Origin of the sequence: Quyinboa ferrireducens (assembly GCF_042436675.1) — a bacterium.
Lineage (GTDB): Bacteria > Bacteroidota > Bacteroidia > Bacteroidales > UBA5342 > JBHJHP01.
Genome location: NZ_JBHMVA010000025.1, coordinates 1 through 14,682 on the forward strand (window position 1 = coordinate 1; position 14,682 = coordinate 14,682).

13 protein-coding genes are annotated in these 14,682 nt (G+C 33.3%); 1 reads left to right on the forward strand and 12 read right to left on the reverse strand.

Translation table 11 applies throughout. From position 1 onward, the window contains the following. Nucleotides 1-448 precede the first annotated feature (448 nt). Together ACE01N_RS19635 and ACE01N_RS19640 are read right to left on the reverse strand one after the other, a co-directional pair. Nucleotides 449-1,321 (reverse strand): NmrA family NAD(P)-binding protein, encoded by an 873-nt coding sequence (locus ACE01N_RS19635; RefSeq protein ID WP_380592630.1) that lies wholly within the window; start codon nucleotides 1,319-1,321, stop codon nucleotides 449-451. Nucleotides 1,322-1,348: 27 nt separating this feature from the next. Further along, nucleotides 1,349-2,218, reverse strand: coding sequence for a DsbA family oxidoreductase (locus ACE01N_RS19640; protein ID WP_380592632.1), 870 nt, complete (start codon nucleotides 2,216-2,218; stop codon nucleotides 1,349-1,351). 225 nt (nucleotides 2,219-2,443) lie between these two features. Here ACE01N_RS19640 and ACE01N_RS19645 point away from each other — a divergent pair, with 225 nt between their 5' ends. Then, the gene (locus ACE01N_RS19645) at nucleotides 2,444-2,926 is read left to right on the forward strand and encodes a TetR/AcrR family transcriptional regulator (protein ID WP_380592634.1); all 483 of its coding nucleotides are present in this window, start codon (nucleotides 2,444-2,446) and stop codon (nucleotides 2,924-2,926) included. Between the two features lie 71 nt (nucleotides 2,927-2,997). On the opposite strand, the gene ACE01N_RS19650 is transcribed toward ACE01N_RS19645, so the two are convergent. The 10 genes from ACE01N_RS19650 to ACE01N_RS19695 form a co-directional block, all read right to left on the reverse strand. Beyond that, nucleotides 2,998-4,404, reverse strand: coding sequence for a family 43 glycosylhydrolase (locus ACE01N_RS19650; protein ID WP_380592637.1), 1,407 nt, complete (start codon nucleotides 4,402-4,404; stop codon nucleotides 2,998-3,000). An 18-nt stretch (nucleotides 4,405-4,422) separates the two neighbouring features. Continuing rightward, nucleotides 4,423-5,667 carry a glycoside hydrolase family 27 protein gene (locus ACE01N_RS19655; RefSeq protein WP_380592639.1) on the reverse strand — a complete coding sequence of 415 codons (1,245 nt, stop codon included), beginning with the start codon at nucleotides 5,665-5,667 and terminating at the stop codon, nucleotides 4,423-4,425. A 400-nt stretch (nucleotides 5,668-6,067) separates the two neighbouring features. Further along, nucleotides 6,068-6,502, reverse strand: coding sequence for a hypothetical protein (locus tag ACE01N_RS19660; RefSeq protein WP_380592641.1), 435 nt, complete (start codon nucleotides 6,500-6,502; stop codon nucleotides 6,068-6,070). A gap of 2 nt (nucleotides 6,503-6,504) precedes the next feature. Further along, nucleotides 6,505-7,365 carry an exonuclease/endonuclease/phosphatase family protein gene (locus ACE01N_RS19665; protein ID WP_380592643.1) on the reverse strand — a complete coding sequence of 287 codons (861 nt, stop codon included), beginning with the start codon at nucleotides 7,363-7,365 and terminating at the stop codon, nucleotides 6,505-6,507. Between the two features lie 186 nt (nucleotides 7,366-7,551). After that, complete coding sequence (locus tag ACE01N_RS19670) at nucleotides 7,552-8,211, reverse strand: flagellar motor protein MotB (protein ID WP_380592645.1); 660 nt, start codon at nucleotides 8,209-8,211, stop codon at nucleotides 7,552-7,554. 3 nt (nucleotides 8,212-8,214) lie between these two features. Then, entirely contained in the window at nucleotides 8,215-9,675 is a 1,461-nt protein-coding gene (locus tag ACE01N_RS19675) for a coiled-coil domain-containing protein (RefSeq protein WP_380592647.1), read from the reverse strand. Nucleotides 9,676-9,687: 12 nt separating this feature from the next. Then, the gene (locus tag ACE01N_RS19680) at nucleotides 9,688-10,377 is read right to left on the reverse strand and encodes a DUF6939 family protein (protein ID WP_380592649.1); all 690 of its coding nucleotides are present in this window, start codon (nucleotides 10,375-10,377) and stop codon (nucleotides 9,688-9,690) included. A gap of 2 nt (nucleotides 10,378-10,379) precedes the next feature. Beyond that, complete coding sequence (locus ACE01N_RS19685) at nucleotides 10,380-11,816, reverse strand: DUF4433 domain-containing protein (protein ID WP_380592651.1); 1,437 nt, start codon at nucleotides 11,814-11,816, stop codon at nucleotides 10,380-10,382. A gap of 1,180 nt (nucleotides 11,817-12,996) precedes the next feature. After that, nucleotides 12,997-13,746 carry a fibrobacter succinogenes major paralogous domain-containing protein gene (locus tag ACE01N_RS19690; RefSeq protein ID WP_380592653.1) on the reverse strand — a complete coding sequence of 250 codons (750 nt, stop codon included), beginning with the start codon at nucleotides 13,744-13,746 and terminating at the stop codon, nucleotides 12,997-12,999. 165 nt (nucleotides 13,747-13,911) lie between these two features. Beyond that, nucleotides 13,912-14,457, reverse strand: a complete 546-nt coding sequence (locus tag ACE01N_RS19695) for a hypothetical protein (RefSeq protein ID WP_380592655.1) — start codon at nucleotides 14,455-14,457, stop codon at nucleotides 13,912-13,914. Nucleotides 14,458-14,682: the final 225 nt, after the last annotated feature.

Consider the following 14,682-nt stretch of genomic DNA (forward strand, 5'->3'; position numbering starts at 1 on the left):
ATACACAACTTCAGCTGAAATGCAATGAACTGTAGAAACTATATTAAAATCAACTAATTCCGGCATTGCGTACAACGGTAAATTGTATGTTACGTAGGGGATTTCGGAGAGCGTCACTGTCGACCGTTACGTTTTAATTTATAAAAGTTGAGAAGCTTGAAAACCGCTGAAACCCCTATGGAATATACAAAATGTTGTGTGCTGGTGTTTATTTTTCAAAGTCAATCTGAATCAAGTTTTTACAAATCTAATCTTTATTCTTATCAATCCGCACAGACCTTGATTCGAAGCACGAATTTATTTTGTTTTTTTGTGCGTGGGGAAATCCCAAACCGCCCTTAAAGGCGGTACTTTGGGCTGGCTTTGTAAGCTCTTTGGCAAGTTTTGGTCTGAGCAGGGCTCGTGTGACTTGCCAATGTGCTTACAAACAGGGTTAGCATTTATTTTATCAAACTACAAATTTGTAATTCTCCCTTAAAAATGTCTCAACTAAAACAGGCTCTCTCCCTAATATTTTTGCTAAGTCCTGTGTTGGATGGTCAAAATATCCATTTTTAACTTGCGTTGCAAATCCCAAATTTGCTGCGATAAATGGTTCTGGAATTCCTGCATCTTTACACTGTTTCTCATAAACCTCCGGCTCTGGTGAAATGTAGGAAAGTTCTTTGTTTGCAATATCTGAAAGAATAGCTAATACTTCCTTATATCCGTACGATTTAGTTCCTCCAAATTCGTACGTCTTGTGATCATATCCTTCGGAACTCAAAATTGTTGCAGACGCGATTGCCATATCTGTTCTTGTTGCGAATGACAGTTTACCGTCACCTGCAGGCATGGTGAATCCTAATTCCAATACTTTCTCTCCAAGTATTAGTGGCAACGATTCCATATAGGGAGCATTTCGAAGAATGGTATAGTTTAAGCCTGAGTTCTTAATTTCATTTTCTGTCCAGGCATGTAAATCAGCTGACGAACCCGATTCTGTATTCAGAGTTTTATCCCCTTGTGTACTGGTATAAACAATTCTTTTTACGCCACTTTTAATCGAAGCCTCAATAACATTCCCATGCACTGCTAAGTTTTGAGCAGCCTCGTGTGTTGAAACAAAAAATAAGGTTTCAATTTGCTCAAAAGCTTTCAATAGAGAATCGAAATCGCTGTAGTCACCGTATCTTACTTCTACACCAAGAGCAGCTAGTGCTTTCGATTTTTCACTTTCTTTCCTTACTAAAACTGCAATATCTTTTGACGGTTTTAATTTCAATAATTCTGTTAGGGTTAGCTTACCTAAGTTACCTGTTGCACCTGTTATTAGTATCATAATGAATATTTTTTACTGATTTAAGAATTAATTATTGGGAACATAACATCCATTTTCATCGCAAGAATAACCTGCCTCGCTTTTATTGATTAATGGAGTATACGAACCGTCTTTTTCTATGATTTCAGAAAAAGTATTCATGAAGGTTTCCTTAGGTTGAGCTCCTGACAGTGAATATTTTTTATTGATTACGAAATATGGGACTCCTTGTAATCCATTGTTAAGTCCTTCTTTAATTTCAGATTGAATTTCATCTTTATACTGGTCGGTTTGTAACATTTTCAGCGTTTCTTCTCGCTCAATACCAAATTCCAAACCGATATTGGCTAATACATTTGCATCAGCAATATTTTTCGCTTCGAGATACGAAGCTTCAAAAAGACGTTTCGACACTTCCTTTCCAAATCCTCTTTGTTTGGCCATAAATGCTAAGCGGTGTGCATCTAAGGTGTTTGCCATAATAACTTTATCCATGTGTAATTCTACATTGGAAGCTTGAGCCATTTTTTCGATATATCTGGCTTTTTCCTGAGCCTGTGCTAATGAAAATCCACTTTGTTGCGCAATTTCACTTACCGTAAAAGCACCCTTTAGTGTTGGGTTTGATTGAAAGCTTTTATAAACTACGCTTGCATTTATACCTAATTCTTTGATTGCATTTTCAAGATTTGATTCTCCAATATAGCACCAAGGGCATAGGTAATCAGACCATACTTCTATTAGCATACTTGACTTGTTTTCCATCATTGCATCTTTTGATAATACATTTTTCTGAGCTGTAACAGCCTGTTTTGTGTCATTTGTCTTTGCTAAAGCTATCGTGGTAGTTGCTATTGCAAAACATCCCATGATCGCAAAGACTTTGACCTTCTTTTTTCTATAATTTTTACGTGTCATAAATGAATTATTTTCAAATTAATAACACGAAAATAGACAGGTGTTGATTTATGGCCAAATGTTTATTTAATTTGCAATCAGTTTTAACAAATGTTTGAGAGCAAGTGTCTATTAATGAACAATTGCTTCAGATTTGTTGATTAAATTTTAATTGTTTACGATAGATTTATGGACAGACGCATTCAAAAATCAAGAAAAGTTTTATTCGATACATTTACAGATTTAATGGAGAAAAATTCATTTCAGAAAATCTCGATAAAAATGATAACTGATACTGCAAACGTAAATCGAGGTACTTTTTATCTCCATTTTAAAGATAAAAACGATTTGCGCGACCAATGTATTGAAATGCACTTAAATACTATTTTAACAATGTGCACCGGGAATCATAGTGGCGCATTTACATCAAAGAGTGCAATGACATTGACTTTTGAATATTTGGAAAAACATTATGCTTTTTATCAGGTGATGCTTACCGGTGTTGACAATGCTTATTTTCGTAAAAAGATGGAAGAAATACTCCATATTGGTTTAAGTGAATATTTTGAAAATAAAAAGTTTAAAGACAATCTTGATAAAAAAATTGCCACTCAGTTTATTGTTTGTGCAGGAGCTGGTTTAATCGAATGGTGGTTAACCAACAAAAATGATTACAACGTAGACTACTTGGTGGATCAGTTTTGGGAAATTATTAATTCGTTTCGATAAATTTCTAGCATGAAGTGCGGAGGATTTTTGTTATCATTTAGCTGCTTCACTTAATTCATATATTGCCAATACTAGAACACCCAAGCTTTACTAAAAGATATAAATGTATCCTTACTTCCCCATTGTTTTCCTGACTTTTCTGTCCAGTACCAATGTGATTGGGTCGGTGAAAAAGTTAAAAAATATTCTCCTTTGGGTAGAACTGGACTCAAATATTGCAACCCTTCAACTGTTTTATTCGAATACATATCTATCCATGTATCGTGTAAAATCTCTCCTTTTATGTTTTGAATTACTACATGACCATAGCCACAGTCAATAGAGGCTACACCTCGCAATGCTATTCTTGAACCTTTGAATGAAATTGAAATAATTGCATCCTTTGTATTTGCTCGTTTGGATTTTGTGTTGTCACCTGAGGCATCTTCCCAGCTTCCTTCATACTTTACAGCATCATCACCATTTAATATTTCATAAGCCGGTTTTAGTGGTACGTCTTTCCATTCACCTGTCTTAACATCAATTGTCCAACTTTCATGAAACACAGGCATTGAAATTTCATCGCCATTAAATACCAGTGGTTGCCAAACATAAGTTGCTGCAGCACGTTGTTTAGGGAATGACCATCGGTCGCCCATATAAATGAATGTTGTAGTTTCACTCCCAACCACAGGAAAAACATAAGTAGATTGCGAATTCCAGGTAAGTGAACCTTCAGGTGCTATCACTCCTCTCATTTCCCAAGGGCCTGCAAGAGATTTGGCGGTAAAGTACATGTTATCGTTACGTTCCCAACCTGTTAAACCAGAACCAATCCAATAGTAAATACCATTGTGTTTAAATACTGCAGGTGATTCAGTACGAAGTGTTTTATCGTGCTTTAATGTTTGTGCAACCACACTCTTATAATCATCAGATAATTTGTAAATATCACCATGGTGCATAATAATGTAACCTGTACCATCATCATCCTGAAATGTTCCCATATCCCAACGTCTAATGTATGTGTCTCCAAACATCAGTCGTCCTTTGTACTCATAAGGGCCTGTAATATTTTTGGAAACAGCATATTCTACAGCTGGATTTCTATATAGGTTAGAGTCGGCATGCATATACATGATAAATTCTCCGGTCGTTGGACATTTCATTACTTTAGGACGCTCTCCAATGCATTCAGCACCTGATAATCTTCCGCTTTTATTTGGAGGCATTGCATTGCTTTCGAACTTCCAATTCATCAAATCAGATGATGAATAGCAGCTAAAACCCTCAAATCTATTATTTTCATTGTTCTTATATTCACCAAACAGATAATACCTATCACCCTCCCTTATAATATTTGCTCCATGAGCTGAAACATTATTTCCATCCTCAATATACCAAGGTATACCAGTAATTATTGATTGATAATTTTCCTTTTTTTGAACAGAGCAAGCTGTAAAAAGGATGGCAATAAATACCAGATGTTTTATTTGCATTTTTCTGTAATTTTCAAATTATTTATCGGCATACTGAGATACATTAAAAGGAAGTGCCTTCCCTTTTATTTTTAGTACCACAACGCCATGAGGTGGAATTTCTTTACTAATCTCCGGAGATGTTGAGATAGCAAATTCTTCCTTTGTCCATAAATCTTTTGCTGAATAGCCTTCTTTAATATCCAGACCTATTTCTTCTATATTAAAACTATAATTCTGTAAATGATTTGTCCTATTAAGCAAAGCAACGGTTATTTCTCCGCTCATTGTAGATACTAAAGGTTTTGCCCAAACTTCTAAACTGTCATTATCAATTATCCTTCTTGCCTGATATACAAATGATGATTGGTTGATGTCAATAAGCTCACGATTAGTAATAATCGATAAAGTTTGCTCTGTAGTTTTAGTTAAATCATTACCTAAAATCAAAGGTGAATGCATTAAACACCACATGGTAAATTGTGTCTTATCTTCTTCATATGTCATTCCGCGTCCTACCTGTAGCATATCCATATCATTGTAATGTCCTTTAGAACAGTGTATCCATAAATCTGCATTGGCATCAATTGTTTTTAAAACCGAATTGAAGTTGGCACGTAAATCTCCACCAATGCGCCAAGAGTGGGCTAAATTGGTAACCCATTTACCTGGAAATTGCCAACGGCATACATTATAAACTACATTAGGTTTAATTTTTCGTGCCATTTCAGCAATATAAGTATATCTTGATTCTTCATCCAGGTTGAGCCATTTACCACCACACCAATCAACTTTTAAAAAGTCGTAATTCCATTCTTTTAAGAATAAGTTTAAGTCTTGTTCTTCATGACCATAAATACCATTACCAACACTAATTGTATCTTTATCATAATGGCATCCACAGGTATTGATACCAGCATCGGTATAAATACCTGCCTTTAATCCGTTAGAATGAATGTAATCGGCAAGACTTTTCATTCCTGAGGGAAAGCGTTCAGGATGGCAGATAAGATTCCCGTTTTCATCACGACCACCAAAAAAACCATCATCCAAATTAATAAATTGGTATCCAAAGTCTGTCAGTCCTAAGTCAACCATAGCATCAGCTTGCGATTTGATAATATCCTCGTTTATATTAACATGATAATTATTCCAGCTTGCCCAACCCATTATAGGAGGTTGAAAATTATCAATTACATTTAGCTTTAGCTTATTATCTGGATTATTGCATGATGAGATTATCAATATGATTATTGATAGCAAAAATAGATTTGTGTGTTTCATCATTTTATGTTTTAATAACGCACTAAAATAACAAATTCGTAAAGGAGCGTCGGCAAAAAAACAGCTCTTTTGCAAATTTTGGTTGTGGGTTGGCTTGTGTGATTTGCAAATGTGCTGTTTTGTGCGGTGGGGTTTCTTTTGTCTTTGAGCGGGGGGAGAAAAAACAAAATAAATTCCCCTCAAACTGCACCGCCCTATCAACGGAGTATTAATCCAATCAATCAGTTTTTGTGATTATTTCAATCAAGTTTCAATGTGTCGTGTCGGTTTTTTTCACTTGCACACAACGTTGATAATATGCGTAGTGCGGGATTTCAAGGCATTTCACTATCAAACCGCTACATTGTTTATTAAATACTTTAAATTTCAAATTTACCCAATCGCCCCGCATTACGTATATTTATTGTTGTGTGGAGTTATTTTTATCTGATTTTCTCTTTAAATTTATTTTGGAAACAAGTAAATGAAATGATTGGCTTGCAGTTTTAGATTCTAAATATTCTTTAATCTTACTTTCTGCAACATCAAGACCATTAATAATATTTACAGATACATCCGTTGGATTACCAGTTAACGGGAACAAAGTAATTTTGACTGCTGATATATTAATTACTTCAATCACTAAAATTCTGTACTCATAAGGTATGTCAGGAGCTAAAATATATAATGAAATAGTTTTTACTTCTCCATCTAATTCAGTTGTTGCAACAGTATAACTAAAATATTCTTTTGCATATTCACAGATTTCTGTACCATACTTATGAAGAATATCAATTAGAGTTGTTTTACTCTGTGAATAGCTATTATCTAGAAAATTTAAATCTAATCCGCCCATGATTACAAGTTTAATGTTACTAAAATAGGTAAATGGTCGAAATTGTTATTGATTAAATCATCACAATCTGAACCATTCTTACTATCAAAAGATATCTCGTTACTGATTTCAGTGATTATTTTAAAGTTTAGTTTCAAAGTTTTTCGATTGTAAATAGGATAGTCAAATAATGTCCATCCCAAACTCTGCGAAAAAAATGTGCCACCAATTTGAGTAGATTTATCAAAAATCATTTTTTCTGTTATGGGATTAAATAACAAAGATTCCTTTTTCTTCTTCTTTTCTGCCCAGCCCAAATGTTTACTTAAAAAGTAACTATCCAACAAGTCAGGGGTTCTTAATAAATTGTCCCATGGCTCAAGATTAAAATCTCCCAAAAGAACAACCTTGCTTTCCTCTGTATCAAGTTTAGAATTTTTTAGTAATTGATTTAAATCAGAAAGTAAGATGGTTTGTTTTGTTGTATATTCCCTATCTCCATTTTTTGAGTAATTATGCAGAAAAATTAATGAAATAGTTTCTCCATTATTGTTGAGTTCAAATTTTACAATTCTTCCATCTTGTCTCTGAAAATAGAAATCAAAATCGTTGGTAATAGAACAGTCCTTATAAAAAATCTTTAATCCATTTGATATGTATTGTATCCCAAACTTTTCCTTTCCTAATAGTGGCGAATAATATTTTGTAAAATCTGCAACAATAAGTTCTTGTTCGATTTTTAAACAATCATTTTGAGAATGACTTCCTTCTGCAATGCAAACAATATTAGGTGAATATTTATTTAAAGTAGTAGATATCAATTTAAGTTTATTGTTATCCAACACTTTACCTACATTCCAGAATAATATCTTTCTTTCAATCATCTAAAATCTTTAAAGTTTTGCACTTATGTTAATTCCACACAACGGTGGCGGTATGGTTAGTAAGGGATTGCGGGCTTTTTACCTATCAAGTTACAGCAAAATTTGGAGCGGGTTACTACGCCCCGAAAACCACTGAAACCCTTATTAACTATACCGCGTGTTAGCCGTTCGCTCTTTTTTTTATCATTATTGTGTATTTTTTTCTCGAGAACTGATTTTTGGAATAATTTGTATAGAAAACCGCTTGTTGTTGTCTTCTTTTTTATCTCTGTCTAACCCATTAAATCCACTTCCACATATTAAAATTTCAGTATTATACTTTCTTAAATTTATTCCTCGTCTTGTCCATAGTTGGTAAACAGCCAACGCTCGCTCATAACTCATTCTATAACCCAAGTCGTTATTTGAGTCTATCCTTTTATCGTAAAAATTAGCCATATTGCCTTCAATAACAAGTTGGTATGCAAAATCTGGATTTTCTTCTGATAGTTTTTTTAAAAGACTCTCAACTTCATTGCCTACATCTATAGTTGCCTGCACATATTGTGGTAGTATAATCGTTTTATTAGGGTCAAATATCTCATGACCAATAAGGTCTTTGGCAACAAATTTTTTAGTAACTGGGAAATAAATAAATTTTCCTGATTTTATAAGAGGTTCAAATTGTTTGTCAATTTGAGTTATTCTTTCAAGTTCTTCTTTCTCTGCAGACAAATCTCCAATCAATTTATTTTGCATTGAATAAACGAGTACAAATAACACCAGCATTACAAAAAACAGACTTGTCATTAGGTCGGAATAACTCAACCAAAAGAAATCTCTTTTCTTCTCATTCGACTTACCCATAGCTTAATTTTCTTTTGATTTTTCAGCTTTCCCAATTTTAGAAATGGAGCTATTTAAACTTTTTATTGCTTTAACTAATAACTCATAGCTTTCTAAAGTTTCTTTTTGTGTGTCTTTTTTTATTTCCTTAAGTGCATCAATAAGAGCAATGTTTGTTTCAAGAGAGGACTTTTGGTAGACATTCAAATCTTTTCTCAATTCTATCATTTCATTTTTAAGCATTTCAAATTCTTTTTTTTGAGCGAACGAATTTTCAGTAAAAATTTGAACAGCTTTCTGAGTTTCACCAACTCCACTAAAAAATTCACTATTATTCTCCGTGAAATTTTTTAATTGCTCCGTTTGTTCTTTAAAATAATTATATAATTCAGCATACACTTTTTTCACATCTTGGTTAAGTTCGTCTGTTTGTTCTCTCCATTTTTCACGGTAATCACTTCTTGCAGGAAAATGTAATTCCAAAGAATCTTTAAATTGCTTTTGCAATTCTATACTTGCAAGAGAATTATTGCCAATAGCTTTAAGATTCAAATTGAAATCTTTGAACTTCTCAATTATATCATTCATTTCTTGAGATACACTTTCTGTTTTGTCAACATATTCATTAAGACTTTTTTGGTATGTAAGAAATTTCTCAAAGTGCTGTGAGGATTCGTGTAAGTTTGCAAAAACTTCAGCTATTTTTGTTGCAGTACGTGTCAAACTCAACTTGTTTATTTCCTCCAATACAAATTGTTGTTTAGTCAAATTTTCATTCAAAAGACGCCCTGAATCTCTATAATCATCCATGTTCTCACCAAACTTCCTAATGAAATCGTTTAGAACAACGTTTAATGTGCCAAGAGATTTGGCGACTCCTGTGTTTAATGAAGGCAGGAGTTCCCTTTGTAGTAAATCATAATAATTGTTTTTGTCTGTATCGTTTTCGTAGGCAGCTGATTTATAATAAACGGAGTTTATTACTGTAAAAATCAAACCTGCTAAACTTGCAAACATTGCAGTTATCACTCCATTTAGCAGCTGACTAATACTCGCAGAAGAAATTGTAACAGCACCAGAAGCATCTGTAAATGAAATTCCAAATAAGCCAATAATTATTCCGATAAACGTTCCACCAAGACCAATATAAAGAGGAACATTTATTAGATTACCGATTTCGTTGTCGTACTTTTCCAGGTGACGTTCACTAATATCTTTTAAAATGCCAAAATCAGCTGCTGCACCTTTGTTTTTAAGTAAATAATCGTTTGTAGAATGTAAAATTTCTCCAAAATCATCACCTATTTCTTGAGCTTCTAATAATTCAACTTCATCTTCATTGTTTAGCGGTTTCTTGACTATTTTTATTTTAAGTGAATCAGGGAAGAATTTCTTGAAACGCTTAATTTTAGAAGAGACGTTAACAAATACATAGATTTGTAATGCAATTAATGCAAGAATAAATATTACTTCAAATTTTGCCATTTTTCCATTAGTTTACTCGTTAAATAAGTCTAGTTGATTGTTAGTTGGTTGTTGTTTTTTATTTTTTCGTTTTCCTTGTGATTTTGCATTCTGTTTTGGTATTGATTTCTTTTCAGGTTCAGTTTTTTCAAATGTCAATGATATTAACTGAGGATATTTTTTAAATAAATATTTTTTTACAAGTCCGGCGTGTGATAATGGTTTTTTGTAGTTTTCAATATCCTCATTTGTATTATAATCCAGTAAAACAATATCTTGTTTTTCTGCTTTTTCTTTCAGTTGCTGAATTTCGTTTTGTAAAAGATTTTCGAGTACCCAAGCATAACTTCTTAAGTAGATTTCAGTTCTAGCTATTTGATAATTTAGTAAGTCTTTCCCTTCAACTCCATTTCGATGTCCTAAGGGTTTCCCAAATTTTCTAACCGTCCGTTTAATCCCTTCCATATTTTTTATTTCAAACTTAGAACGGTCAATATCTTCGCTTTCAAATACTTTTAATCCTTGCCATATTCCTTCTACAGTTTGTGAAAAATACTTAGGATTATCACTTTTAGGAGGGATGGGAATATTTCCGTGCGGGTAAAATGGACTAAATTTTACCCAAGGCATTTCACCTTTTGAAGAAATATCTATAATCAGTGCATTTGGATACTTTTTCAAGATGTTCGCCTCCTTTGATTTTTTATTAGCTATATATATCATGATTAGAAGTAATTAATATTCGTGATGTAATCTATTGGTATCCATGTTTTAACAAGCACTTCCGCTTGGTGTGTTTTGAAATCGGCATCATCTTTTTTTACATAATTCCGTTTCACAGCTCTAAAATCAATATTGATTAAATCATGTAAACTTGAGCCGTGAGTGTGGTCACCATCTGTTGCGTTAATATTTGAAAAACAGGTGTTTTTAAAATATGCAACATCAATTTTAACTTGCAATAATACAAGATTTCTATTGTCTTGTTGTAATCGCCACATCATTGGGTGGTCATTACAAAAACTCAAACGAACAAAATCTTGTAAATTATATCGAATATCTAATTGCCTTGATAATAAGTCGCCTCCAGAATACGGTATGTTTATGTTTTTTCTATCACAATAATGCCAGGAATACAAACCTCCATGTTCTTTAATTGATTTTAAATTTGCTTGGTCTGTAAAATGATAAAATGTAGTAATGCTATTATTTTGCAAAATCTGTTGAAAATCTTGCCAATTTGATTTTTTAATTAGCAAACTTTCAAGTTCTGCCTTTTCTTGTCGTTCTTTTTCCTCTTTTTCTCTGCGTTTCTTTGATTCTTCTCTTTGTCTTTCTTCACGTATTCTATCTTCAACTTCTATTTGTTTTCTTAATCTATCAAGTCGTTCTTTTTCTTCTCGTTCCTCTTGCTCTTTCCGTTTTCTTTCTTCCTGTTGTCGCTTTTCTATAATTTCTCTTAATCGTTTAGCTTCTTCATCTCTTTTTCTTTGCGCTTCTTCTTGTTGTTTTATAAGAATTTGTAGTTCCTTATCTTTTAATTTTTGTTGTACTCTTTTTAGACGTTCTAATTCATGTTTATATGAATTCTTTATCTCTTTTTTGATTTGAACAAGTAATAATTTGGAATCGTCAAGTTTCCCTTGACCAACCATTGTCTCGATTTTAGTTAGTTTTTCGCGAACTTGTTTCTTATGTAGTTCTTCTTTCTTTTTTATAGCGATTTCCCGCTCTTTAAATTTTCGTAATAATTCATTGTTTCTGAGCAAACGGTCAATTTTTTGGGAATCTGCATGAAAGAAATTTGTATTTGTTATTGTTGTTTTTGATTCAATTAGTTGATTGATTTTATTTAGTGATTTGTCAATTTCTGCAAAATTCCCTCCGGTTATTTCAGATTCTGTAATTTCTGCCAAACGCAAATTAATTCGCTCCTTCCTTTCTTCAAGCGTTTTAATTTCTTTCTCAATTTGTTTTATTGTTGAAATAATTTTGGCTTTACTCTCTTTATCATCAATACTTTGAATAATTTCAACTACTTCATTTTTTTCTTTTGAATTTTCCCATACTTTTTCGACTGTCGAAGCTACTTTTTCATCAGTTAATTGTCGGTTAGGTATAAGTCCTGTTACGACAATCCATATTTTTTTGAATAAATTCATTAAATGATTCAGTTATTTGTCAGTTAGGTTCTGGTTTTTAGAGTGACGGCTAACGTTCCCGCAGTATGGTGTCGTGGCAGTTTCTTTCACACGTGAAAGGAACTGTCATGACGAAAGGTGTTTTGCGCGAACGTTGAATTATTTTGTTTAAAAGTACTGCCATGCACTATGACTGCGTGTTGTATGTAGTACCTTCTTTTGTTCTCTCACTGGTGCTCTTTAAATTGATGCTTCACAAATTAAACACTTCAGCAAATCAAATGAGATTCAGCCACCCACGACCGGATAATGTAAATCAAAACTTTACAATATTGCATCAACCCCAAACGATATTGCGTCAAAATACGAAACTTTAAAGTTGTACAAGCTAAAACTCCACCCGACACCTGGTTAAAATCAATCGTTGATCCTGTTTAAAAATGAACGCTCCTTGCTTCAGCTTAAAGAGGGTGGAGGTCAGTTCATAAGATCTCAAACTACTAATCCCGGTATTACATACAACGTTCCCGCGGTATGGTGTCGTGCGGTTGACTGTCCCACGAAGTGGAGACTGTCAAGCCGAAAACGACGCCAGGATGCATACGGATTTGCAAATTAAAAGAACCGCATGCACTATGCACCGCGTGTTGGGCCCTGGGGTTTCTTTAATATAATATCTCAGTCAAATTTTTCAACCGAAAAATCTACAGTCAGGTTTTAATGAACTGTCAATCGTTCTAATCTCTAATCTAAAAAAGTTAAACTCAACGTTTGGTTTAGTTCACAACTTTCATTGCATAAAAGTCTTTCACGATAAATTGAGACTCAAGGTTTGCAATTCTTTCGAAAACGAACAGTCAGTTTGTATTATCAGTCAAAATCAAGTTTTATAATCAAAAGTCAGCATGAAGGAAAGAGGTCATTCCGATTAACAAGGTCAAAGTCTGAAAAAATTTTCTTCAAAAAGATGTCTCATAAACGCCGAAAAAAATTTCGTGCTGAAATTGTCCGCTCAGTTCAGTGCGAAATTAAACTCCCTTTTTTCGCCCTTGGGCCCAACGTTCCCGCGGTATGCTGTCGTGGCAGTTTCTTTCCGACGGGAAAGGAACTGTCAGGACAAAAGAGACAGCCGGCGAACGTTGAAATATTTTATTTAAAATAACTGCCATGCAGTATGACCGTGTGTTAGGCACCGTAATTTTTATAAATTTTTCACACACCTCACCGAATTGCCAAAAGCTTTTGGACTGTTACCTACATATATATTTTTATTTAGATATCCGATACCCCTAAGCCAAGCATTGTCATTGTCAAGTTCAGAGCTAGTCCACCAATAAGCATTGTAACTTTCCCTTTCAAAGGAACCATAATTTATTCCTCTAAAACCACCCGGTAATGCAGTAAAACCACTTTCATTGGTTGCATAATCATTTGGTTTTGACCAGTTTATTGTTCCAGTTTCTTTAATTTTTCCTCCTGCAGAATCTATTCCAAGATAAAGTGTCAAAATGTGCCATTCTTCGTCACTCGGTAGATGCCATCCATTAGGACAAACTCCCTGAATATAAGTCTTATTTTCAGTTATATTATTAGTTGCAGCCATCCAGTTATATAGATTCCCATATTTCATCAGCATTGAACTATCATTTTCATAAAAACAATATGCTTTAATGTTATTGGTATATTGGATTGCCTTCCATTCTTCATTATTAGTTATTAATTTAATTTCAGAACCATCAGAGTAATGAGTTACTTTTAAATTTTCTGCCATCCACCACTGATCTCCGATTTTAACAATTTTATAGGTATTATTATCTATGTCTGTTAAAGTCCCAATATTACCATTTATAACTGTGTTACTTAATGAATCATTGTTTTCAGATTCACAAGAATTTACCATCATTACAACAAGAAGTATTATTAGAATGAAAAATGAATTTTTATAGGTCATAATATTTTTTGTTTTATGGTGCCTAACGTTCCCGCGGTATGGTGTCGTGGCAGTTTCTGTCCGATAGGATAGGAACTGTCAAGACGAAAAGTGCAGACTAAGAACGTTGATACATTTTATTTAAAACAACTGCCATGCAGTATGACCGCGTGTTAGGCATAGTTTTTATTTTTTAAACTTAATCTCTCCATAGCCTTGATAGATTACAGCATCCTTTGCTTCCTTCCCTTTCAAGCCATTATGTAATGCATTGTTCATTAAATGTTGTTTTCTTCTTCCTTCATATGCACCTTTTCTGGCAACTTCTTTATCGATAGTAATATTTACCAAATTGTTTATATCATTGATTTCATATAAATCTATTATTGTATCTAATTTTGAAATTGAGTCTTCAAAATCTTTTAATGAATAAAATGCTAATAATTTATTGATATTTGATCGATATTTAAGAATATCCAAAGAGTCAAGTTGTACTTCAAATATGGAATCATTTTGAGTATTAATTTTCAAATTCATTATATCTCCATGGGTGTAAATAATTCCATATTTAAAATTGATGCTTTCAAACTCAGGAAATAAATCAAATTGAATTTTCTCCTTTTTATCAATTGTATCTCCTACTACTGTATGCAATAAAAAAATATTATTTTGAGAATAGGAAAAGAATATACCCATCCTCATCATCATTAATATTAATATAACACTTTTCATATAGGGCTTTTATTTGTTTGATATTAAGTTCAAATTATGCCTAACGTTCCCGCGGTATGGTGTCGTGCGGTTGACCGTCCCACGAAGTGGAGACTGTCAAGCCGAAAACGACGGCATACGGAATGTGGGTTTGCAAGTTAAAACACAACCGCATGCACTATGCACCGCGTGTTGTGCACAGTATTTTTTTATCCTTCAATTCAGTAACAATATTAATCCTTCAGA